21 protein-coding genes are annotated in these 22,241 nt (G+C 71.3%); 11 read left to right on the top strand and 10 right to left on the bottom strand.

The window, feature by feature from the left end; genetic code table 11:
• Positions 1-168 precede the first annotated feature (168 nt).
• Entirely contained in the window at positions 169-1,338 is a 1,170-nt protein-coding gene (locus tag Srubr_RS20915; RefSeq protein WP_189990363.1) for a PucR family transcriptional regulator, read from the top strand.
• A 240-nt stretch (positions 1,339-1,578) separates the two neighbouring features.
• A complete protein-coding gene (gcl, locus tag Srubr_RS20910; RefSeq protein WP_189990365.1) occupies positions 1,579-3,366 on the top strand; it encodes a glyoxylate carboligase in 1,788 nt (595 codons plus the stop codon).
• Positions 3,367-3,839: 473 nt separating this feature from the next.
• Here the strand turns inward: gcl and Srubr_RS20905 are convergent, their stop codons facing one another.
• The 4 genes from Srubr_RS20905 to Srubr_RS20890 form a co-directional block, all read right to left on the bottom strand.
• The gene (locus tag Srubr_RS20905) at positions 3,840-4,073 is read right to left on the bottom strand and encodes a hypothetical protein (protein WP_030777988.1); all 234 of its coding nucleotides are present in this window, start codon (positions 4,071-4,073) and stop codon (positions 3,840-3,842) included.
• A 414-nt stretch (positions 4,074-4,487) separates the two neighbouring features.
• Entirely contained in the window at positions 4,488-5,951 is a 1,464-nt protein-coding gene (locus Srubr_RS20900) for a catalase (protein ID WP_189990367.1), read from the bottom strand.
• Between the two features lie 171 nt (positions 5,952-6,122).
• Positions 6,123-7,013: a 2-hydroxy-3-oxopropionate reductase gene (locus Srubr_RS20895; RefSeq protein WP_189990368.1), complete on the bottom strand. Its 891-nt coding sequence runs from the start codon at positions 7,011-7,013 to the stop codon at positions 6,123-6,125.
• Between the two features lie 68 nt (positions 7,014-7,081).
• Positions 7,082-7,939 (bottom strand): TIM barrel protein, encoded by an 858-nt coding sequence (locus Srubr_RS20890; protein WP_189990371.1) that lies wholly within the window; start codon positions 7,937-7,939, stop codon positions 7,082-7,084.
• 149 nt (positions 7,940-8,088) lie between these two features.
• Between Srubr_RS20890 and Srubr_RS20885 the strand changes: the two genes are divergently transcribed.
• From Srubr_RS20885 to Srubr_RS20850, 8 genes are all read left to right on the top strand, one after another.
• Positions 8,089-8,352, top strand: a complete 264-nt coding sequence (locus tag Srubr_RS20885) for a YkoF family thiamine-binding protein (RefSeq protein ID WP_189990373.1) — start codon at positions 8,089-8,091, stop codon at positions 8,350-8,352.
• Positions 8,349-8,711 carry a helix-turn-helix domain-containing protein gene (locus Srubr_RS20880; protein WP_189990375.1) on the top strand — a complete coding sequence of 121 codons (363 nt, stop codon included), beginning with the start codon at positions 8,349-8,351 and terminating at the stop codon, positions 8,709-8,711. The genes Srubr_RS20885 and Srubr_RS20880 overlap by 4 nt, the downstream gene beginning before the upstream one ends.
• 152 nt (positions 8,712-8,863) lie before the next feature.
• Positions 8,864-9,376, top strand: a complete 513-nt coding sequence (gene uraD / locus Srubr_RS20875) for a 2-oxo-4-hydroxy-4-carboxy-5-ureidoimidazoline decarboxylase (protein ID WP_189990377.1) — start codon at positions 8,864-8,866, stop codon at positions 9,374-9,376.
• Between the two features lie 4 nt (positions 9,377-9,380).
• A complete protein-coding gene (gene uraH, locus Srubr_RS20870; protein ID WP_189990379.1) occupies positions 9,381-9,782 on the top strand; it encodes a hydroxyisourate hydrolase in 402 nt (133 codons plus the stop codon).
• A gap of 4 nt (positions 9,783-9,786) precedes the next feature.
• Entirely contained in the window at positions 9,787-10,710 is a 924-nt protein-coding gene (gene pucL, locus Srubr_RS20865; protein WP_189990380.1) for a factor-independent urate hydroxylase, read from the top strand.
• 64 nt (positions 10,711-10,774) lie between these two features.
• Positions 10,775-12,187: a nucleobase:cation symporter-2 family protein gene (locus tag Srubr_RS20860; RefSeq protein WP_189990383.1), complete on the top strand. Its 1,413-nt coding sequence runs from the start codon at positions 10,775-10,777 to the stop codon at positions 12,185-12,187.
• A 69-nt stretch (positions 12,188-12,256) separates the two neighbouring features.
• Positions 12,257-13,642 carry an 8-oxoguanine deaminase gene (locus Srubr_RS20855; protein ID WP_189990385.1) on the top strand — a complete coding sequence of 462 codons (1,386 nt, stop codon included), beginning with the start codon at positions 12,257-12,259 and terminating at the stop codon, positions 13,640-13,642.
• 295 nt (positions 13,643-13,937) lie between these two features.
• Positions 13,938-15,305, top strand: coding sequence for a nucleobase:cation symporter-2 family protein (locus Srubr_RS20850; protein WP_189990387.1), 1,368 nt, complete (start codon positions 13,938-13,940; stop codon positions 15,303-15,305).
• A 93-nt stretch (positions 15,306-15,398) separates the two neighbouring features.
• On the opposite strand, the gene Srubr_RS20845 is transcribed toward Srubr_RS20850, so the two are convergent.
• From Srubr_RS20845 to Srubr_RS20820, 6 genes are all read right to left on the bottom strand, one after another.
• A complete protein-coding gene (locus Srubr_RS20845) occupies positions 15,399-15,821 on the bottom strand; it encodes an acyl-CoA thioesterase (protein WP_189990389.1) in 423 nt (140 codons plus the stop codon).
• 146 nt (positions 15,822-15,967) lie between these two features.
• Complete coding sequence (locus tag Srubr_RS20840; RefSeq protein WP_189990391.1) at positions 15,968-16,588, bottom strand: hypothetical protein; 621 nt, start codon at positions 16,586-16,588, stop codon at positions 15,968-15,970.
• Between the two features lie 300 nt (positions 16,589-16,888).
• Entirely contained in the window at positions 16,889-17,488 is a 600-nt protein-coding gene (locus tag Srubr_RS20835) for a histidine phosphatase family protein (protein ID WP_189990392.1), read from the bottom strand.
• Between the two features lie 78 nt (positions 17,489-17,566).
• Complete coding sequence (locus Srubr_RS20830) at positions 17,567-18,172, bottom strand: DUF4232 domain-containing protein (protein ID WP_189990394.1); 606 nt, start codon at positions 18,170-18,172, stop codon at positions 17,567-17,569.
• A 28-nt stretch (positions 18,173-18,200) separates the two neighbouring features.
• A complete protein-coding gene (locus Srubr_RS20825) occupies positions 18,201-20,033 on the bottom strand; it encodes a trypsin-like serine peptidase (RefSeq protein ID WP_229926452.1) in 1,833 nt (610 codons plus the stop codon).
• Between the two features lie 274 nt (positions 20,034-20,307).
• Complete coding sequence (locus tag Srubr_RS20820) at positions 20,308-21,516, bottom strand: pyridoxal phosphate-dependent aminotransferase (RefSeq protein ID WP_189990396.1); 1,209 nt, start codon at positions 21,514-21,516, stop codon at positions 20,308-20,310.
• Between the two features lie 81 nt (positions 21,517-21,597).
• Between Srubr_RS20820 and Srubr_RS20815 the strand changes: the two genes are divergently transcribed.
• Entirely contained in the window at positions 21,598-22,224 is a 627-nt protein-coding gene (locus Srubr_RS20815; protein WP_189990398.1) for a winged helix-turn-helix transcriptional regulator, read from the top strand.
• The last annotated feature ends 17 nt before the right edge of the window (positions 22,225-22,241 follow it).

Raw genomic sequence — 22,241 nt, 5'->3', positions numbered from 1 at the left:
AGAACCGAATCCGAGAACTTCCCGCCGTTGTCTTTGCGGAGTTCACAAAGGAGCAGCGTGCGCGTTCTTGTTCGCTTATCGTCGAATGCGTGGTCGCAGCGAAGCTGCCCTGGACGCGCGAGAAGGATCACTACGGAATCCACATCGGAGGGGGCCACCGTGGAGCCCGTGACCGAGGGGACCGGGGCGCAGGCCGGCACCGCCGGGGCGTGGCAGCCCGTCGTGGAACTCTGCGAGTCACTCGCCGCGGAACTGCCCACGGTGATCCCGAAGATCGTCGACCGCATACGGCTGGAGATACCGAGCTACCGGATCGTCGACCGCGAGCAGCAGGAACGTGACGTCACCCGCCACTACCAGGGGCTGCTGACCGGGGTGGCCGCACGCCGCTCGCCCACCCGGGAGGAGATCGAGGCCGCGCACGCCCTCGGCGCCGAACGCGCCGCAACCGGTCTGCCGCTGCACGCCCTCGTCGAGGCCTACCACGTCGGCTACCGCGAGATGTGGAACGTGCTGCTCGCCCGCGCCCAGTCGCACGACCCCCGGGCCGTCGCGCAGCTCGTCTCGATCGTCGGGATGGTCTGGACGTGGGTGCAGCATTCCAGCAGCGCGGCCGCCGAAGCGTACGGCGCCGCCGTCCGCGCCGCCGACGCCACGCTGCTGCGGCTGACCCACCAGTTCCTCGACGGCCTGGCCACCGCCGCGCCCGCGGGCGTCGACCTGGAGCAACTGGCCGCCGCCCTCACCTTCGACCCGGCCGGCGAGTTCCAGGCGCTGTGCTCACCGGCCGAGGACTGGCCCGACGAGCGCATGATGGAGCTGCGGCACCACCGGTGGCCGGGCACGCTGCGCTGCGCGACACGCGGCAACCTCATGATCACCCTGGTCCAGGACATCCCGCCGCGGGCCGTGGTCGACGCGGCCCGGCGGCAGAACCCCGAGGGAAGCTTCGGCATCGGCCTGCCGCGGACCGGGCTGCCCGGCGCCGCGATGAGCATGGCGGACGCGAGGGCGGCGCTGCCCCTGGCGGAACCGGGCCAGGTGAAACACTTCGCCGACCACTGGCTGCTCGCCACCCTGGCGCCCACCGCGCAACGCTTCGCGGTGCTGCTGGAGCCGTGCCGCCAGGTCGCGCGGCACCACCCCGACCTGGCGGAGACGGTGCTCAGGTTCGCCGAGAACGGCTTCTCGCTCTCGGCGACCGCCCGGGTCCTGCACGTGCATCCGAACACCGTGAAGTACCGCCTCCAGCGCTGGCAGCAACTCACCGACTGGGACGTACGCACCTGGCAGGGGCTGTCGTCCACCCTCGTCGCGCTCGGCCTGCCCACCCTCTGAGACGGTCCGCCCGACGCCCCCTCCGCCAGGGCCGCCCGTGCCGCACGGGCGGCCCCTTCGTGCTTTCCGGGGGCTGGACGGCTCTTGACGACCTTCGTCCACCCGCTTACATTGCTTCCAGATAGTAGAAGTTACATTCCGCAATACGGAAAAGATTGCGGAGATTGACAATCGGGAGACTGTGCTCACCGCGGGGCGCGACGGGAGTACGCATCCGAGAGGCCGAAGCAGGAGTACTCGATGGCTCGTATGACCGCTGCCCGCGCGGCAGTTGAGATCCTCAAGCGCGAGGGCGTCACCGACGCCTTCGGTGTGCCGGGCGCGGCGATCAACCCGTTCTACAAGGCCCTCAAGGAGGGCGGCGGCATCAACCACACCCTCGCCCGCCACGTCGAGGGCGCCTCGCACATGGCCGAGGGCTACACCCGTACCAAGCCGGGCAACATCGGCGTGTGCATCGGCACCTCCGGTCCGGCCGGCACCGACATGATCACCGGCCTGTACTCCGCCATCGGCGACTCCATCCCGATCCTGTGCATCACGGGCCAGGCGCCGACGAACGTCATCCACAAGGAGGACTTCCAGGCCGTCGACATCGCCTCGATCGCCAAGCCGGTCACCAAGATGGCGGTGACCGTCCTGGAGGCCGCGCAGGTCCCCGGCGTCTTCCAGCAGGCCTTCCACCTGATGCGCTCCGGCCGTCCCGGCCCGGTCCTGATCGACCTGCCGATCGACGTCCAGCTCACCGAGATCGAGTTCGACCCGGAGACCTACGAGCCGCTGCCGGTCTACAAGCCCACCGCCACCCGCGCCCAGATCGAGAAGGCCATCACCTTCCTCCTGGAGTCGGAGCGCCCGGTCATCGTGGCCGGCGGCGGCATCATCGGCGCCGACGCCTCCGACCTCCTGGTGGAGTTCGCCGAGCTGACCCAGACCCCGGTCATCCCCACCCTGATGGGCTGGGGCGCGCTGCCCGACGACCACGAGCTGAACGCCGGCATGGTCGGCGTGCAGACCTCGCACCGCTACGGCAACGCCAACTTCCTGGAGTCCGACTTCGTCCTCGGCATCGGCAACCGCTGGGCCAACCGCCACACCGGCTACAAGCTCGACGTCTACCGCCAGGGCCGCAAGTTCGTCCACGTCGACATCGAGCCCACCCAGATCGGCAAGATCTTCCCGCCGGACTACGGCGTCGTCTCCGACGCCAAGGCCGCCCTGGAGCTGTTCGTCGAGGTCGCCAAGGAGCTGAAGGCGGCCGGCAAGCTGCCCGACCGCGGCGCCTGGGTGGCCTCCACGCAGGAGCGCAAGGCCACCCTGCTGCGCCGTACGCACTTCGACAACGTGCCGATGAAGCCGCAGCGCGTGTACGAGGAGATGAACAAGGCCTTCGGACCGGAGACCCGGTACGTCACCACCATCGGCCTGTCCCAGATCGCCGGCGCGCAGATGCTGCACGTCTACAAGCCGCGCCACTGGATCAACTGCGGCCAGGCCGGCCCGCTCGGCTGGACCATCCCGGCCGCGATCGGCGTCGCCAAGGCCGACCCGGACTCCCCGGTCGTCGCGCTCTCCGGCGACTACGACTTCCAGTTCCTGATCGAGGAGCTGGCGGTCGCCGCCCAGCACAAGATCCCGTACGTGCACGTCCTGGTGAACAACGCCTACCTGGGCCTGATCCGTCAGGCGCAGATCGGCCTGGACATCAACTTCCAGGTCAACCTGGAGTTCGAGAACATCAACACCCCGGAGCTCGGCGTCTACGGCGTGGACCACGTCAAGGTCGCCGAGGGGCTCGGCTGCAAGGCCATCCGGGTCACCGAGCCGGACCAGCTGGGCGCCGCGTTCGAGCAGGCCAAGAAGCTCGCCGCGGAGTACCAGGTGCCGGTCGTCGTGGAGGCGATCCTGGAGCGGATCACCAACATCTCGATGAGCCGCACCATGGACATCAGCGACATCTCCGAGTTCGAGGACCTGGCCACCGAGCCCGGCCACGCGCCGACCTCGATCAAGACGCTGAAGGTCTGACAGGTCTGACAGGAAAGATCCGACAGGTCTGACAGGACCGGCACAAGCCAGGGGCGGCCCGCCCGGGGGGACGGGCCGCCCCTTCGTCATGCCCTCGGCCGGACCCACCGCCGTGGCCGTGACCGGCCCCGCCCGCGTCTCCCGTGGGTGCCGCATCGGTGCGCCTCACGGCCGGTCGCGGTCCTGCGCGGCGTGCTTGCCTGGGCAGGTGCGGTGCCGGCACGGCGACGGTCACGGCGCAGCGGTCGCGCTCCCCCCCGTAGCAGCGCGACCGCGCTCCGGTCCGGCGCGGCGGGCGCCGGCGCCGCACGGCCGTGAGGCCCCCGTACGGGGCCCGCCACCCCCGTGCCGGCGGGCCCCGTGTGTCGGTAGCCTGCCCGGCCCGAGCGGCCCTCGAAGCCTCATCCGCCCTGTTCAGAGCTTGATTTGAGGATTGCGTAGCCGGACTACGACCCCTGCGGCAGGCGGCGCCGTCAGATGTCGTACTCGCCCAGTCCGGGCCAGTCGTCCGGGCCGCCGCCCTGCCATTCGATCAGGTCGCTCTCCTCCACTTCGATCCGGTCCAGGTCGGCCAGCCGCAGGATCTCCACGACGTCGTCCAGGTGCGAGGCGATCCCCAGCGTCACGTCCCCCTCGGTGACCCGCCGGGAGCCGTCCAGGGCGGGGGAGTGGACCACGATGTGCGGGTGCTGTGTCGGGTTGCCCATGCCTTCAGCGTGCTGCGGATGCCGGGGACGCGCACGCCGGGCACCCGGTCGCGGACAGCACGAAAGCGCCCCCTCCGGACCGGAGGGAGCGCTGTGCGCACCGTATGGTGACCGTCCGACGGCGCGAGGCTGGGCGCGACAGGTCATTCGCGCCGCCGGACGGGGCTGGAGTACCTCCGGGGTGGCGGAGGTGGGGCTGGGACCGCGGTGGCCACGACGGAGTCGGACGTCCCTTCCCTCTGGTCGAGAAGGGGGCCCGGGTCTCCTTCACCACCGCACTGGCTCGCAGGCCACCGCGGTCCTCGCCCTGCCCGCCGCACCGGGTGATCACCCCTCATCCGGATCACCCGTGGCGGCGGGGCCTTCGCGTCCGGGGCCCGACCTCCCCGTCGGTCCCGGACGCAGCCTTGGGACTCAGTCCTCGCGCAGGGCGCGGACCGCCTCCTCCACGCGCTTGCCGTACTCGGGGTCGGCGGCGTGGAAGTGGGCCAGGTTCTTCTCGATCACGTCGTCGCGGGAGACCTGCGAGAGGCCGCCGGCGATGTTCGCGACGAGACGGGACTTCTCCTCCTCCGACATCAGCCGGTACAGCTCGCCGGCCTGGAAGAAGTCGTCGTCCTTGGTGTGCGCCGGGGCGACGTGGCTGCCGGTGTACCCGGCCACCGCGAGCGGGGCGGACAGCGGGCGGCCGGTCTCCACCGGGCCGTCGTAGGAGTTCGGCTCGTAGTTCTTGGCGTGCCGGCCCTGGCCGTTGACCGCCATGAAGCCGTCGCGGCCGTAGTTCTGGGCACCGCCCGGGACCGCCTTCGGCGCGTTCACCGCGAGCAGGGTGTGGTTGACACCGAGGCGGTAGCGGTGAGCGTCGGCGTAGGCGAACAGCCGGCCCTGGAGCATCTTGTCCGGGGACGGGCCGATGCCGGGCACGAAGTTGTTCGGGGAGAACGCGGCCTGCTCGACCTCGGCGAACACGTTGTCCGGGTTGCGGTCGAGGACCAGGCGGCCCACGCGCTGGAGCGGGTAGTCCTTGTGCGGCCAGACCTTGGTCAGGTCGAACGGGTTGAAGCGGTAGTCCGCCGCCTCGGCCGCCGGCATGATCTGGACGTACAGCGTCCAGGACGGGTGCACGCCGCGCTCGATCGCCTGGAGCAGGTCGGTCTGGTGCGAGTTGGGGTCCTTGCCCGCCAGCTCCTGTGCCTGCTCGGTGGACAGGCAGCGGATGCCCTGGTTGGTCTTGAAGTGGTACTTGACGAAGAAGGCCTCGCCCTTGGCGTTCGTCCACTGGTAGGTGTGCGAGCCGTAGCCGTTCATGTGGCGGTACGACGCCGGGATGCCCCGGTCACCCATGAGCCAGGTCACCTGGTGCGTGGCCTCGGGGGCGTGCGCCCAGAAGTCCCAGACGTTGTCGGGCTCCTGCTTGCCGGTGAACGGGTCGCGCTTCTGCGAGTGGATGAAGTCGGGGAACTTCAGCGGGTCCTTGATGAAGAACACCGGGGTGTTGTTGCCGACGAGGTCGTAGTTGCCCTCTTCGGTGTAGAACTTCACCGCGAAGCCGCGGGGGTCGCGGACCGCGTCGGCGCCACCGAGGTTGTCGGCGACCGTGGAGAAGCGCACGAAGACCTCGGTACGCTTGCCGATCTCGCCGAGGAAGTCGGCGTGGGTGTAACCGGTGACGTCGTCGGTCACCTCGAAGTGGCCGTACGCGCCGGAGCCACGGGCGTGCACGACACGCTCCGGGATCCGCTCGCGGTTGAAGCGCGCGAGCTTCTCCAGGAGGTGCTGGTCCTGGATCAGGAGCGGGCCGCCGACGCCGGCGGAGGCGGAATTCTGGTTGTCGGCGACCGGTGCGCCGGACTCTGTCGTGAGCACGCGCTTCGACATCGTGGACCTTCCGTGCGGGTGTCAGCGGAAAACTGTTTCCGCTTTGTGGAGCCTAGAAGTGGGGCGATCTGAGCGTCAACAGTTTGTTGAAGCCGATTCCGGACCGCGGCGCCGCCTGGGCGCGACAGGACAGGTGTCAGCGGCGCCGCGGCCCGGAAGTGTGAGGGACCGTCAGACCTGGGCGCCGGAGAGGCGCTCGACGGCCCGCAGCAGGGCCGAGTGGTCCAGGCCGCCGTCGCCCTGGGCGCGCAGGCTGGCGACCAGCTGGGCGACCACGGCGCCGACCGGGAGGGCCGCGCCGACGTTGCGGGCGGCGTCGGTGACGATGCCCATGTCCTTGTGGTGCAGGTCGATGCGGAAGCCGGGCTTGAAGTCGCGGTTGAGGAAGTTGTCCTTCTTCCGCGTCAGCACGGTGGAGCCGGCCAGGCCGCCGTTGAGGACGTCCAGGGCGGCCTTGAGGTCCACGCCCGACTTCTCCAGGAAGACCACGGCCTCGGCGCACGCCTGGATGTTCACGGCGACGATCAGCTGGTTGGCGGCCTTCACCGTCTGGCCCGAGCCGTGCGGACCGCACAGCACGATGGTCTTGCCGAGTGCCTCGAAGATCGGCTTGGCCTGCTCGAAGTCGGCCTGCTCACCACCGACCATGATCGAGAGCACCGCTTCGATGGCGCCGGCCTCACCACCGGACACCGGGGCGTCCAGCACCCGGACGCCCTTGTCCTTGGCGGCCTTGGCCAGGTCCACGGAGGTCTGCGGGGTGATCGAGGACATGTCGATCAGCAGGGCGCCGGACCTGGCGTTCTCCAGGATGCCGTCCGGGCCGTAGGCGATGGCCTCGACCTGCGGGGAGGCGGGCACCATCGTGATGATCACGTCGGCGTCCCGGACGGCCTCGGCGATGGAGCCGGCCGCGGTGCCGCCGGCGGCGGCCAGGCGGTCCAGCTTCTCCTTCTCCAGGGTGTAACCGGTGACCTGGTAGCCCGCCTTGACCAGGTTCTCGGACATGGGGGAGCCCATGATGCCGAGGCCGATCCAGGCGATCTTGGGAAGGTTGCTCATGGTTGAGGGTGCCTCTCTTGCTGCGCGGTACGTCTGTGAAGGGGCGGCCGATGCGCGGGGCCGGCGGCTCAGCGGGCCGCGCGGGCCTCGCGCGGGAGCCAATCGAACGCCTCGGCGCTCGGGCGGTCGCCCGGCTTGTACTCCAGGCCGACCCAGCCGTCGTAACCGGCCTTCCGCAGCCGGCCGAGCAGCTCCTCCAGGGGGAGCGAACCGGTACCGGGGGCGCCGCGGCCGGGGTTGTCGGCGATCTGCACGTGCCCGGTCTTCGCCGCGTAGGCGTCGATGACCGCGGGCAGGTCCTCGCCGTTCATGGACAGGTGGTACAGGTCCATCAGGAACTTGGCGTTCCCGAGGCCCGTCGTCGCGTTCACCTTGTCGACGACCTCGATCGCGGCCGGCGCCGACACCAGCGGGTACAGCGGCGACTCGGGCTTGTTCAGCGCCTCGATCAGCAGGATGGCGCCGATCCGGTCGGCCGCCCGGGCCGCGAGGGCGAGGTTCTCCAGGGCGAGCGCGTCCTGCTCGGCCGGGTCCACGCCCTCGACGCGGTTGCCGTACAGCGCGTTGAGCGCCGTGCAGCCGAGGGAGGCCGCGAAGTCGGCGGCCACGTCGATGTTGGCGCGGAACTTCTCCGACTCCTCGCCCGGCAGCGACAGGGCGCCGCGGTCCGGGCCCGGCAGCCGCCCGGCGTAGAAGTTCAGGCCCGTGAGACGGACCCCCGCGTCCTCGATCGCCTTCTTCAGGGCGTCCAGCTCGGACCGGGCCGGAGTGGGGGAGTCGATCCAGGGCCACCACAGCTCGACCGCGGAGAAGCCCGCCGCGGCGGCGGCCGCGGGGCGCTCCAGGAGCGGGAGTTCCGTGAAGAGGATCGACAGGTTGACGTTGAAGCGCTGGTCTGCGGCGGTGCTCCACTCGAAACCTGGCATTCGGGCCGCGCTCCCTTCCGTTGGTCGAGATTCCGTATTACGGAAGTTCGTTTCTGCGTAATGGAAGATTGCCGTCGGGTGTCGCCGCTTGTCAAGGGGTGTCCGCAACAGCCGCCCGCCAAGGCCCCCTCGCGCGTTAGGTTGACCGGGTGCGATTGAGAGTGGAGTTCACGACCGAGCCCTTCGACCTGGACGAAGCGCCCGCGCACGCCCTGGTGGCGCGCGAGGTCATCGAGACCGCCGAGCTGGACGCCGTGGACGTCGGGCCGTTCGGCAACACCGCCGAGGGCGGCGCCGACCGCGTGCTCGGCGCGGTGGACGCGCTGCTGCGCAAGGCCCTCCAGGCCGGCGCCACCCGGGTCTCGCTCCAGGTCAACGTGATCGGCGACGAGGCTGGGGAGGGTGATAGGTGACCGGGGACGAGCCCTTCATCGCGGCGGTGAAGCCGCTGGTCGACGCCATGGGCGGGACGATGCTCCCGCCCGACGAGGCCGGCCCCGAGGACGTCGTCCTCGCCTGGGAGGGCGCCGACGTCGTCGCCGTACGCCTGCCCCAGCTCGCCGACTCCCTCGACCGCATCCTGGCCGCCATGGAGCGCAAGGAGGGCCGGCCGCTGGCCGACCTGGACCGCAGGGCCAAGCAGGAGGTCGTACGCATCCTGGAGGCGCGCGGCGCGTTCGCCGTGCGGCACGGGGTGGAGACCGTGGCGGGCGCACTGGGCGTCAGCCGCTTCACGGTCTACAACTACCTCAACCGCGAGAAGGGTCTCTGACCGGGGCGGGAGTGAGGGCGCAAGGGCCGTTCGGTCCCCAACCCGGCTTGTTACGCGGAATTTTCAACAAACTGTTGACGTGGTGTTTCCGAGGGCGTTAGCTATCCGCAGCCCGTTCAGCACAACGGCCCGAAGCGGCCACGGAGGCTCCCGTGACTACCACTTCCACGCCCCCGGGCCTGTCCCGGTTCAACGATCTGGAGGAGCGCGAGGCCCTCGCGGCCCTCCTAGAGGCGTGCGCCTCCACCGAGTGGGCCCGGCGACTGCTCGCCGCCCGCCCGTACGCCACCCCGGAGGACCTGTACACCGCCGGCGACGCCGCCATGGCCGAGCTGACCCCCGCGGACCTGGCGGAGGCGATGGCCGGACATCCGCCGATCGGGCGGCCCAAGCCCGGCGACCCGACCTCCGCCCGCGAACAGCGTGGCATGGCCGGTGCCTCCGAGGAGCTCAAGGCGGAGATGCTCGAACTCAACCTGGCCTACCAGGAGAAGTTCGGGCATGTCTTCCTCATCTGCGCCACCGGCCGGACCGGCGAGCAGATGCGCGACGCGGTCAGGGAGCGGATCGGCAACTCGCCCGAGCAGGAGCGGGAGATCATCCGCACCGAACTGGGCAAGATCAACCGCATCCGACTGGCCCGACTCGTCGAAGAGGACGCCTGACACCATGAGCACCAGCACCACCGCCTCCGTGTCCACGCACATCCTGGACACATCGATCGGCCGCCCCGCCGAGGGCGTCGCCGTCCACCTCTCCGCCCGCTCGGGGCGCGAGGCGGACTGGCAGGCGCTCGGCGGCTCGGCGACCGACGCCGACGGCCGGTGCAAGGACCTGCCGGCCCTGCCGGAAGGTACCACCCACGTACGGCTGGACTTTGCTGTCGAGCCATACTTCGAAATTTCTGCGAAGAAGCAAGCCGATGCGCAGCAGGACGCCCCCGCGAATCGGGACAGCGGTGCCGCGTTCTTCCCCGAGGTGGCGATCACCTTCGCCGTGGTGCCCGGGGAGCACTACCACGTACCGCTGCTGCTCAACCCGTTCGGCTACTCCGTTTACCGAGGGAGCTAGCTACATGCCGACCATCCTGGGACAGAACCAGTACGGCAAGGCCGAGAACCGAGTCGTCAAGATCACGCGGGACGGCGCCACCCATCACATCAAGGACCTCAACGTATCCATCGCGCTGAGCGGCGACATGGAAGAGGTCCACTACTCCGGCTCCAACGCCAACGTCCTGCCGACCGACACCACCAAGAACACGGTGTTCGCGTTCGCCAAGGAATACGGCATCGAGTCCGCCGAGCAGTTCGGCATCCACCTCGCCCGGCACTTCGTCACCACGCAGGAGCCGATCCACAAGGCGCGCATCCGCATCGAGGAGTACGCCTGGGAGCGGATCGAGACCTCGGACGCCAACAGCAAGTTCATCGGCGCGGACGACGTCAAGCACTCCTTCGTCCGCAAGGGCCAGGAGGTCCGCCTCACCCAGATCACCTTCGACGGTGAGAAGTGGGAGGTCATCTCCGGTCTGAAGGACCTGATCGTGATGAACTCGACCAACTCCGAGTTCTGGGGCTACGTCAAGGACAAGTACACCACCCTCCAGGAGGCGTACGACCGCATCCTCGCCACCCAGGTCTCCGGCCGCTGGCGGTTCAACTGGACCGACGACGCGCAGAAGATGCCCAACTGGGAGAAGTCCTACGAGCAGGTCAAGAAGCACATGCTGCACGCCTTCGCCGAGACCTACTCGCTCTCGCTGCAGCAGACGATGTACCAGATGGGCTCGCGCATCATCAACAACCGCAGCGAGATCGACGAGGTCCGCTTCTCGCTGCCCAACAAGCACCACTTCCTCGTGGACCTGGAGCCGTTCGGACTCAAGAACGACAACGAGGTCTACTTCGCCGCCGACCGCCCCTACGGCCTCATCGAGGCCACCATCCTGCGGGACGGCTGTGAGGCCCGTATCCCGGTCGACATGACCAACCTCTGACGCGGGACGCCCGCCCCCGGCCCGGCCTGACGGGCCGGGGGCGCGCTACACCGGAGGGAACAAAATGGCACAGCCTGCAAAGGGGCCGGCGAAAGCCCCGTGTTCCACCCCGCCGGTGCACATAGAGGACGCCGTCACGTCCGTGCACCCGGTGGACGAGAAGCTCCACCCCACGCGGCTCGTCCCCGCCGCGCTCCAGCACATCGCCGCTATGTACGCAGGCGTTGTCACTCCTCCGCTCATCATCGGTCAGGCCTGCGGGCTCGACATCGGGGCCCGTACCCGGCTCATCGCCGCGAGCCTGCTCATCGCGGGTATCGCGACCATCCTGCAGACCATCGGCGTCAAGGGCTTCGTCGGCAACCGGCTGCCCTTCGTCAACGCCGCCTCCTCCGCCGGCATCGCCCCCATCCTCGCGATCGCCGAGACCAACGGCCAAGGACACCAACTCCCCGCGATCTACGGCGCGGTGATGGTGGCCGGCGCCTTCTGCCTGGTACTCGGACCGTTCTTCGGACGGCTGCTGCGCTTCTTCCCGCCCCTGGTCACCGGCGTGGTCATCACCCTGATCGGCGTCACGCTGATGCCCGTCCCGGTGGGCTGGGCCCAAGGCGGCGACAAGACCGCCACCGACTTCGGCGACATGCGCTATCTGGCGCTCGCCGGGTTCACCCTCGCCGTCATCCTGCTGATCCAGCGCTTCGGCCGGGGCTTCGTCAAGCAGGTTGCCCTGCTGTTCGGACTGCTCATCGGCACCCTGGCCGCGATCCCCTTCGGCATGGCCGACTTCAGCGGCATCAAGTCCGCGCCCGTGGCCGCGCTGCCCACCCCGTTCGCCTTCGGCTCCCCCGAGTTCCAGCCCGCCGCGATCCTCTCGCTGTGCATCGTGATGCTGGTGCTGATGACCGAGTCCAGCGCCGGCATGCTCGCCCTCGGCGAGATCTGCGACCGCCGCGCCGACGCGAAGACCATCACCCGGGGCCTGCGCACCGACGGCCTCGCCACCCTGATCGGGCCCGTCTTCGGCGGCTTCCCCACCTCCGCCTTCGCCCAGAACGTCGGTGTCGTCTCCCTCACCCGGGTGCGCAGCCGGTACGTCGTCGCCGTCGCCGGCGGCAGCCTGATCGTCCTCGGTGCCTTCCCGGTCCTCGGCGCGGTCGTCTCCCTGGTCCCCATGCCGGTGCTCGGCGGCGCGGGCATCGTCCTCTTCGGCTCCATCGCCGTCAGCGGCATCCGGACGCTCTCCGAGGCGGGCCTGGACGACAGCTCCAACATCATCCTGGTGGCCGTGGCACTCGGCGCCGGCATCATCCCGCTGGCCGCGCCGACCTTCTACGCCGACTTCCCGGCGTGGGCGCAGACCGTGCTCGGTTCCGGCATCAGCGCCGGCGCGCTCGTCGCCGTCCTGCTGAACCTGTTCTTCCACCATCTCGGCACCCGGCGCCGACAGGCGGCCCCGGCACTCGAATCCTCCTAGGGTCCTGCCGTGCCCATCCCGTGGCTCCCCCCTGGTCCACGGGCCGCCATTCGAAAGACAAGGAAGCAGATGGCACCATCGGCAGCCCACCGCGTCGTCATCGAGAACTGCGCGATCGCGACCGTGGACGCGGATGACACCGAGTACGCCTCCGGGTACCTCGTCCTCGCCGGCAACCGGATCGAGGCGGTCGGCGCGGGCGAGGCCCCCGGGCGACTGGAGAACGTGGTGCGCCGGATCGACGGGCGCGGCCACCTGGCCACCCCCGGTCTGGTCAACACCCACCACCACTTCTACCAGTGGATCACCCGGGGCCTGGCCACCGACCACAACCTGTTCGACTGGCTGGTCGCGCTCTACCCGGTCTGGGCGCGGATCGACGAGCGGATGACGTACGCGGCGGCGCAGGGCTCCCTCGCCATGATGGCCCGGGGCGGTGTCACCACCGCCATGGACCACCACTACGTCTACCCGCGCGGCTCCGGCGACCTGTCCGGCTCGATCATCCGGGCCGCCGCCGAGATGGGGGTGCGCTTCACGCTGGCCCGCGGCTCGATGGACCGCGGCGCGAAGGACGGCGGGCTGCCCCCGGACTTCGCCGTGGAGACGCTCCAGGGCGCGCTCCGGGCGACCGAGGAGACCGTCGAGCGGTACCACGACGCCTCCTTCGACGCCATGACCCAGGTGGCGGTCGCCCCCTGCTCCCCGTTCTCGGTCTCCACCGAACTGCTGCGCGAGGCAGCCGAGTTGGCGCGCCGGCTGGGGGTGCGGCTGCACACCCACGGCTCGGAGACGGTGGAGGAGGAGAAGTTCTGCCACGAGTTGTTCGGCATGGGCCCCACCGACTACTTCGAGTCCACCGGCTGGCTCGGTGCGGACGTGTGGATGGCGCACTGCGTCCACATGAACGACTCCGACATCGCCGCCTTCGCCCGCACGAAGACCGGTGTCGCCCACTGCCCCTCGTCCAACGCCCGCCTCGCCGCCGGCATCGCCCGCGTACCCGACATGCTGAAGGCCGGCGTCCCGGTCGGCCTGGGTGTCGACGGCACCGCCTCCAACGAGTCCGGCGAACTCCACACCGAGCTGCGCAACGCCCTGCTGATCAACCGGCTCGGCGCGCACCGCGAGGCCGCGCTGAACGCCCGTCAGGCGCTGCGCCTGGGCACCTACGGCGGCGCCCAGGTCCTCGGCCGGGCCGCGCAGATCGGCTCGTTGGAGCCCGGCAAACTGGCCGACGTGGTGCTGTGGAGGATGGACACCCTCGCGCACGCCTCCATCACCGACCTGGTGACCGCGCTGGTCTTCGGCGCGCCCGCCCCGGTCACCGCGTCCTTCGTCAACGGCCGGCAGATCGTGGCGGACGGCCGCCTGCTGACCGCCGACGAGGACGCCATCGCCGTCAGCACCCGCGAGGAGGCCAGGCGCCTGGCCCGGATCGCCGCTCAGGACTGAGCAGCGGGCCACCCCCAAGACTCCGGCCGGGAGGGACGGCTCCCGGCCGGGACCCGTGGATCCGAGCGGGATCCACGGTCATGCCGTCTCCGGGGCGCGTGTGGACGCACGCCCCCGGAGACGGTCCGCCCCCACAGATCCCGTCACGCCCGACACACCCCCACGCCGCCCCACACCCCCACACACTCGTCACCGCTCATCTTCGCCACCCCCCTGCGAGGGTCCCGCACGACCCCGCACCACCTCCATGAAACCCACGTCGACGATGACGTGTCACCCGCCCGGAGGAGCCGCCGTGGCCGCCCATCCCGTAGACGAGAAACTCCCCGCCCTGAAAATGGCGACCAGCGGACTGCAGCACGTGGCCGCCATGTACGCCGGTGTCGTCGCACCCCCGCTCATCGTCGGCGCGGCCATCGGCCTCAGCGCGACCGAGCTGACCTTTCTCACCGGCGCCTGCCTGTTCACCGCCGGCCTCGCCACCTTCCTCCAGACGCTCGGCATCTGGAAGATCGGCGCCCGGCTGCCGTTCGTCAACGGCGTCACCTTCGCCGGTGTCGCCCCCATGACCGCGGTCGTCGCCGCCACCGAGGACAAGTCCGACGCCCTGCCCATCATCTTCGGCGCGGTCATCGTCGCCGGCCTCCTCGGCTTCGTCGCCGCTCCCTTCTTCAGCAAGGCGATCCGCTTCTTCCCGCCGGTCGTCACCGGCACCGTCATCACCCTGATCGGTGTCTCCCTGCTCCCCGTCGCCTTCGGCTGGGCCCAGGGGCCCGATCCCCAGGCCGACGACTACGGTTCGACCACCTACCTCACCCTGGCCGGCCTCACCCTGCTGATCGTCCTGCTGCTGCGCCGCTTCACCCGGGGCTTCGTCAAGCAGATCGCCGTGCTGATCGGCCTGGTCGTCGGCACGCTCCTCGCGATCCCGTTCGGTGTCACGGACTTCGGCCCGGTCGCCGACGCCGACGTGGTCGGCTTCCCCACCCCGTTCCACTTCGGCGCCCCCCAGTTCCAGCTCGCCGCGATCCTCTCCCTGTGCGTGGTCATGGTGGTCTCGATGACCGAGTCGACCGCCGACATGCTGGCCCTCGGCGAGATCGTCGAACGGCCCGCCGACGAGAAGACCATCGCGGCCGGCCTGCGCGCCGACACCCTCGGCTCCGCGCTCAGCCCGCTGTTCAACGGCTTCATGTGCAGCGCCTTCGCCCAGAACATCGGGCTGGTCGCGATGACCCGCATCCGCAGCCGGTACGTCGTCGCGACCGGCGGCGGCTTCCTGGTCCTGATGGGCCTGTGTCCGATGGCCGCCTCGCTCATCGCGGTCGTGCCCCGGCCGGTCCTCGGCGGCGCCGGCGTCGTGCTGTTCGGCTCGGTCGCCGCGAGCGGCATCCAGACCCTGGTCCGGGCCGGCCTGGACAAGGACAACAACGTGCTGATCGTGGCCGTGTCCCTGGCGGTCGGCATCATCCCGATCACCGCGCCGGAGTTCTACCACTCCTTCCCGGAGACCGCGAAGATCGTCCTGGACTCGGGCATCTCCACCGGCTGTGTCACGGCCGTGGTGCTCAACCTCCTCTTCAACCACCTCGGCAAGGGCCGCGAGGCGCAGGACGTCACCCATCCCATGGAGTCGGGGGAGGAGATCGCCGCCGTCCGCTGACACCGGGCGCCCGGGCTGCCACCGGCACCGGCGCCGGCCCGGCCGGGGGAGACGGGGACACCGTCACCCCCGGCCCCCTTTCCATGCCCGGGGCTACAGGCCGAACAGGCCGGGGTCCGTCGTCAGTTCCTTGAGCACCGCGCGCGGGTCGGCGACCAGCTTGCGCTCGGTGAGGTCCAGGATGCCGCTCACCGCGGTGATCTCGGCCGCGAGCGTGCCGTCGGTCTTGCGTATCTCCTGCCGGATGCGGAACGTCTTGCCGTCGCCCCACTCGAAGGCGCACGTCACGTCGACCTCGTCGCCGGCGAGCAGCTCCCGCCGGAAGCCGATGGTCGTCTCCAGGGCCACCGGGCCCACGCCCTGGCCCACCAGCCGGGCCTGGCTGATCCCGGCGGCCTGGAGCAACGACCAGCGGGCGTGCTCGGCGTAGTTGAGGTATACCGCCTGGTTGAGATGGCCCTGGGTGTCGGTCTCGTAGCCGCGGACGGTCACCCGGACGGAAAACGGTTCGGCCACTGCGTGCCCTTCTCGTGTTCGGTGCTGCGGTCGTTGGGTTCCTGCGGTCGTTCGGTGTCGCGTCGTTCGGTGCTGCGGTCGTTCGGTTCCGCGCCGTTCGGTTCCGCGCCGTTCGGTTCTGTGGTCCACCGATCTTGACACGCCGGTCACACCCGGCGAGGCGAGGCCAGCAGGAAGCGGGTCCTCGTCCTGGGCTCGGTGTACTCGCCCGCCTGCCAGCCGGCCTCCCGAAGCGTCGCCGCGCAGGCCGCAAGCGCCGCGGGGTCCGGCGCGTACACCGCGACCGCCTCCGGCTGCGGGGTCGCCCGGACCCGGTACCCGTCCGTGTCCCCGCCCGCCGGACGGTGCCCGCCCGCCTCCAGCGCCAGCGCCGCGGCCCGCACCAGATGCGTCCGCTCCCAGCCGCACGGCCGGTCCACGGCACCGTCCGGATTCGTCATCCTGCGCAGCTCCAGCAGCCCCTGCCAGGCGCTGTGCACCTCGCGGAGCCGGCCCGGTCCGGACACCGGTGGTTCCTCCTCGCCGCCGACCCGGGCCGTGAACACCCCCGCGTCCGGCGCGGACTCCGCCCGCGGCTCGGGTATCGCCTCCCGGACGCGATGGCCGGCCGGGGTGAGGAAGTGGTCGTGCGGCGGCCGGGGGTGCCGGAAGGCCAGGCCCCGCTTCACCAGCGCCGCGAGCTGGGCCGGCGTACCGCGCAGCCGGCCGGTGACCGGATCGGCGGCCTCGATCACCCGCCGCTGAGCGGCGGTCGGCGGTCGGGTCACGGGCAGCTCCTTCCGGCACCGCTGACTGGGCGGCCCCGCCCGCACGGACGGCCGCAGGGCCCGTCATACGGCCCCAGTCGAAGAGTACGGCCGGGGTCTGACAACGGCCGGTCAGCGGTGGATCACCGCCGGTGGCATGCGGAGGGATGCCACCCGGGACGCGCCCCTTCGCCGCCGCCCGCGGGGGCGCCGGATCGCCGACCGGGACGCCCCCTCACCGGGCCGGTATCCGTGCGTCGTCCGGCCCCCGTCACGAGCCGAGGCGTGCCGGGACCGTCACCCCGTCTCCGCACGCCGTCGCTACTCCGGAGGCCGGATGTTCCAGCCCGCCAGGACGGGGCGGCCGTGTTCCGTGCCGAGGCGGCACAGCGCTCCCGTCGCGAGCTGGAAGAGGGCGCCGTGCCGGGGCGACAGGCCTAGGCGGCGGGCGGTGAGGACGCGCAGGAAGTGGCCGTGCGCGATCAGCACGACGACCCCCTCGGTGTTGGCGAGCGCGGCGTCGGCCTTGGCCAGCATCCGGTCGGCGCGCTCCCCGACCTGCTCGGGACTCTCGCCCGGACGGCCCGGGGGACCGGGCGCGACCCCGTCGGTGAACAGGAACCAGCCCGGCCGGCTCCGCTGGATCTCCGGCGTGGTCACGCCCTCGTACCCGCCGTAGTCCCACTCGCACAGGTCGGCGTCGACCCGCGCGTCCGGGATGCCGATCAGCTCGGCGGTCTCGCGCGCCCGCTGGAGGGGGCTGACGAAGGCCGCTCCGATCCGGTGCGAGCGGATCAGCGGGACCAGCCGGCGCGCCTCGTCCCGCCCGCGCTCGGTGAGCGGCACGTCGGTCCGGCCGGTGTGCCGCCCGGACCGCGACCACTCGGTCTCCCCGTGCCGGACGAGAAAGAGGTCACCCATGACGGCACGGTGCCACAGGGCCGCCGCCGCCCGCAGGACGGACTGCGCCAGACGGCGTTCCCCGGTGTCCCGCCGCCGTCAGGTTCCGGCCCCCGTACGGCGTGGCGGGGCCATGGCGATGGTCTCCCCGCATGCGTCGAGCACGGCCGCCTTCCCGTGCGCGTCGGTGACCGGGACGACCGTGCCGTGGGTGTCGTGCGGCGCCGTGACGGCGGCCTCGTGCTGCCGTACGCACCAGGTGCCCGCGCCCGGCGTGCCGCGTCGGGTGTAGCGGAGGTCCACGCTGACGGCCGCGTGGCCGGGCAGGGCGACGGCCGCGGGCCGTCCGGAACCGGCGCCCTCGATGCCGTCCGCCTTGCCGTTGTGGATCGCCAGGCCCGGGTACCCCGCGAACAGGCAGGCCCCTGAGCCCTTGTTGACGGCGGTGAGGCGCGCCCCGGACCGGTCGCCTCCCCGCTCGGCGCCGTCGGCACCATGGACACCGTCGCCGTCGAGCAGCGACAGCGTCCAGGTCAGCGCGGCGGTCCGGCAGGGCGGTGCGGTGGCGTCCGGTGTGGCGGTCGTGGCGGTGCCCGGTGTGGCGGTCGTGGTGGTGTCGCAGGCCGTCAGCGTCAGGCCGGCGGCGAGCGTGAGGCCGGCCGTGAGCGCGGCGAGGCCGCCGGCCGGTCGGGTGGTGGCGGGCATCGTTCCCCCTGGAAGTGCCGTGGTGTGGTCAGGTGCCGGGGTGGACCAGCGTGTACTCGGTGCCGAGGGCCTTGGTGCCGGTGTCGGCGTACAGCGTGACTTCCCCGTCGGACCAGCACACGACGAGGTCGTCGGCCGGGCCGTCGTGGCGGAAGGCACCGGCGGTCAGCACCCGCGCCCGCTGCCACAGGCTGTTCGGACCGCGCACCCGGTACTTGGTGCTGGGTCCCGCGGCCGAGGTGCCGGCGTACGTGTCGAGCGCGCCGTCCGCCCAGCGCACCAGCAGGTCCCCGGCGGCCGTACCGCCGAAGTCGCCGCCGGTCAGCAGGGCCGCCTTGGTCCAGGCGCCGCCCGCGGGAAGGAGCCGGGTGCCGGTGCCGAGGCCGTCGGCGCCCACCCGGGGGTACAGGGAGAGCCCGCCGTCGGCCCAGCGGACCAGCAGGCCGGTGCCGCCGTCGTCGCGGAACGCCCCGGCGGTGAACTGGGCGGCGTTCTTCCATACGGAGCCGGGCGCCGCCATCCGGATCTCCCGGCCGAGGCCCGAGGGGCCGGGCTGCGGGTAGAGGGTGACCTCGCCGTCGGACCAGCGCACCAGCAGCCCCGCCCGCCGGCCACCGCCGAAGGTGCCCCCGGCCACGGTACGGGCGTGGGTCCAGGTGGAGTTGGCCGGCCGCAGTCGCTTCTCCGCCCCGAAGCCGCCCTTGCCGTCACCCGGGTACAGGGTGACTCCGCCGTCGGACCACACCACCAGCAGATCGCCGTGCCGGTCGCCGGTGTACTCGCCCGACGCCGTGAACGCGGCCTTGCGCCAGCGCCCCGCGCCGCCCGGCAGGCTGCCGCTCAGGCCCCGGTACGGGGGCAGGTCGGCGGGCGGGGCCTTGTCGGCGACGGCGCGGGCGAGGAGGTTCGCGGCGTCGGCGCCGAACGCGGTGGCGTAGCTGATGTAGTCCACGTTGGCGTCGTTGCCGCCGCCGTTGTAGCCGCCGAGGTTGCCGATGACGTGGCCGGTGCGGGCGTCGTCCTTGTAGTCGGTGATCCACGGGCTGCCGGACACCCCGCCGTAGTAGCCGCCGCAGGTCATCGACAGCTGCCGGTAGCCGCGCAACTGGCTGGTGGACACGGTGCACTTGACCGCGCGTCCGGCGCCGTTGTGCCGGTGGGAGGGGTAGCCGACGACGGTGACGCCCCGGTGGGTGTAGCCGGCGGGCCGGGTGAGGGTCAGTCCGCCGCCCACCGCGTCCTGGAGGGACTTGCCCCACTGGTTGGCCGACACCCGGGCGAACGCGGTGTCCAGGTCGGACGCCGCCTTCTTGGTGGTGGACGAGCCCCGGTCGGGCACGTACCGCGGGTCGACGAAGATCCGCTGGATGTGGAAGATGCCGTACGGCTGCCGGTCCGGGGCCGCGCCCTTCACGAACTTCGGGACGAAGACGAAGTCGCCCTTCATGCCCCGCGCGCAGTGGGCCGCGGTGAGCACGATGTTCCGGGCCTTGGTGTCGATGACGCTGCCGGTGCAGTGCCAGGTGGTGCCGCGCGGCCCGTCGGAGCCGAAGAACGTGCCGACCAGCCGGGTGCCCTGGAACAGGGTGCCCTTCGGCCGGGCCGCGGCGGCCGCCGCGGACGACGGCGCCGTCCGCGCCTGCCGCAGCGCGTCGAGCGGTTGGGCGGCGGCCATGCGCTCGGCGGTCCAGAAGCGTGCCGCCTGCCGCGCTTCCTGCCCGGCGGCGGGCGCGGGCGCCGCGGCGGCCCGTGCCTCCGGCCCTGCGGCCGGTCCGGGGGCTCCGGCCCGCGCGGCGGGTACCGCGATCGCGGTCAGCGCCGCGCAGAGCAGGGCGACGACCGCCCCGCGATCGCCGCGCACGGAGGCTCTTTTGGGCGAGTCCGGTCTTTTGGGCGAGTCCGGATGTCCGCAGGAATCCGGGTTTCGGTACGAGAACACTGCTGCTTCCCCCTGGTCGATGGAGCGGACCGGGGCGCGGCGGTGCGGTGTGCCGCGGTGCGGCGCTGGTCGGGCGCGCACCGAGGGCTCGTCGCGGAAGGCCCCCGATCATGCGCGGTGATCTTCGCACAAGCGAGCGAAACGGGCCAACTCTCCCGCCCGGAACGGCTTTCTGCTGTCGCTCCTGACCGGCTTCCTACTGCCGGTACCCGGCGAGGAACCTGCCGATCCGGCCGATGGCCGCCTCCAGGTCCTCCGCATGCGGCAGGGTCAGGATGCGGAAGTGGTCGGGGGCGGGCCAGTTGAAGCCGGTGCCCTGGACCACCTGGATCTTCTCGCGCAGCAGCAGGTCCAGCACGAACTTCTCGTCGTCGTGGATCGGGTGCACCTTGGGGTCGATGCGCGGGAAGGCATACAGCGCGCCCTTGGGCTTGACGCAGGACACGCCGGGGATCTCGTTGAGCTTCTCCCAGGCCACGGTCCGCTGCTCGTGCAACCGGCCGCCGGGCCGGGTCAGTTCGCGGATGGACTGGCGTCCGCCGAGTGCGGCCTGGATGGCGTACTGCGCGGGCGCGTTGGCGCACAGCCGCATGGAGGCCAGCATGGTCAGGCCCTCCAGGTAGTCCTTGGCGTGCTGCTTGGGGCCGGTGACGACCAGCCAGCCGGAGCGGAAACCCGCCACCCGGTAGGTCTTGGACAGCCCGCAGAAGGTGAGGACGACCAGGTCGGGGGCGAGCGCGGCGGCCGAGTGGTGCACGGCGTCGTCGTAGAGGATCTGGTCGTAGATCTCGTCGGCGAACACCATCAGGCCGTGCCGGCGGGCGAGGTCGAGGATGCCCTCGACGATCTCCTTCGGATAGACCGCGCCCGTCGGGTTGTTGGGATTGATGATGACCACGGCCTTGGTGCGGTCGGTGATCTTCGCCGCCATGTCGGCCAGGTCGGGGTTCCAGTCGGCCTGTTCGTCGCACAGGTAGTGCACGGCCTTGCCGCCGGCCAGTGTGGTGGTGGCCGTCCACAGCGGGAAGTCCGGCGCGGGGATCAGGATCTCGTCGCCGTCCTCCACCAGCGCCTGGACGGCCATGGAGACCAGTTCCGAGACGCCGTTGCCCAGGAAGACGTCGTCCACGTCGACGTCCAGGCCCAGGGTCTGGTAGCGCTGGGCGACCGCGCGGCGGGCGGAGAGGACGCCCCGGGAGTCGGTGTAGCCGTGCGCCCGCGGCAGCATCCGGATCATGTCCTGGAGGATCTCCTCCGGCGCCTCGAAGCCGAAGGCCGCGGGGTTGCCGGTGTTCAGGCGCAGCACGCTGTGCCCCGCCTCCTCCAGCGCGTTGGCGTGCTCGATCACCGGGCCGCGGATCTCGTAGCACACCTCGCTGAGCTTGTTGGACTGCCGGAACTCCATGGGCCCCTCCGGAAACTCGTGTTGCTTGGTTTTACCAAGTGAGAGCTTGGAAAGTCCAACAACGCGTCTACACTGCGTCGCATGTCACCTCGCCGAAGCTACGACCAGTACTGTTCCGCAGCCCGCGCCCTCGACCTGGTCGGCGACCGCTGGACCCTGCTGATCGTCCGGGAGCTCCTCGCCGGTCCCCGCCGCTACACGGACCTGCACGCGGACCTGCCCGGCGTGAGCACGGACGTACTCGCCTCCCGGCTGAAGGAGATGGAGCGCGACGGCCTGACCACCCGGCGCCGGCTGCCCCCGCCGGGCGCCGCGTACGTGTACGAACTCACCGGTCGTGGCCGCGAGTTGCTGCCGGTCCTCCAGGCGCTCGGCACCTGGGGCGCGCGGGAACTGGGCGAGCGCAGGCCCACCGACGCCGTGCGGGCGCACTGGTTCGCGCTGCCGCTGCTGCGCGCGCTGGAGGGCGAGGGTGTGCTCGAAGTGCGGCTGGAGGAAGGGGAGTTCCACCTCCACGTCGGCGCCGAGGAGGGACCGGTCTACGGCGACGGGCCCGCCCCCGGCCCGGCCGACGCCCGCCTGGTGATGGACGCGGCGACCTGCGAGGCCGTCGCCCGCGGCGAGCTGACCCTGCCGGACGCGGTACGGGACGGGCGGGTGACGGTGACCGGGGAGGGCACGCTGGCCAAGGCGCTGCGCGAGGCGTGACGCGGTAAGCGGCGGCC

Origin of the sequence: Streptomyces rubradiris (genome assembly GCF_016860525.1) — a bacterium.
Taxonomy (GTDB): domain Bacteria; phylum Actinomycetota; class Actinomycetes; order Streptomycetales; family Streptomycetaceae; genus Streptomyces; species Streptomyces rubradiris.
The sequence above is the reverse complement of the archived record's forward strand: the minus strand, read 5'-3'. Positions and strand labels throughout refer to the sequence as shown.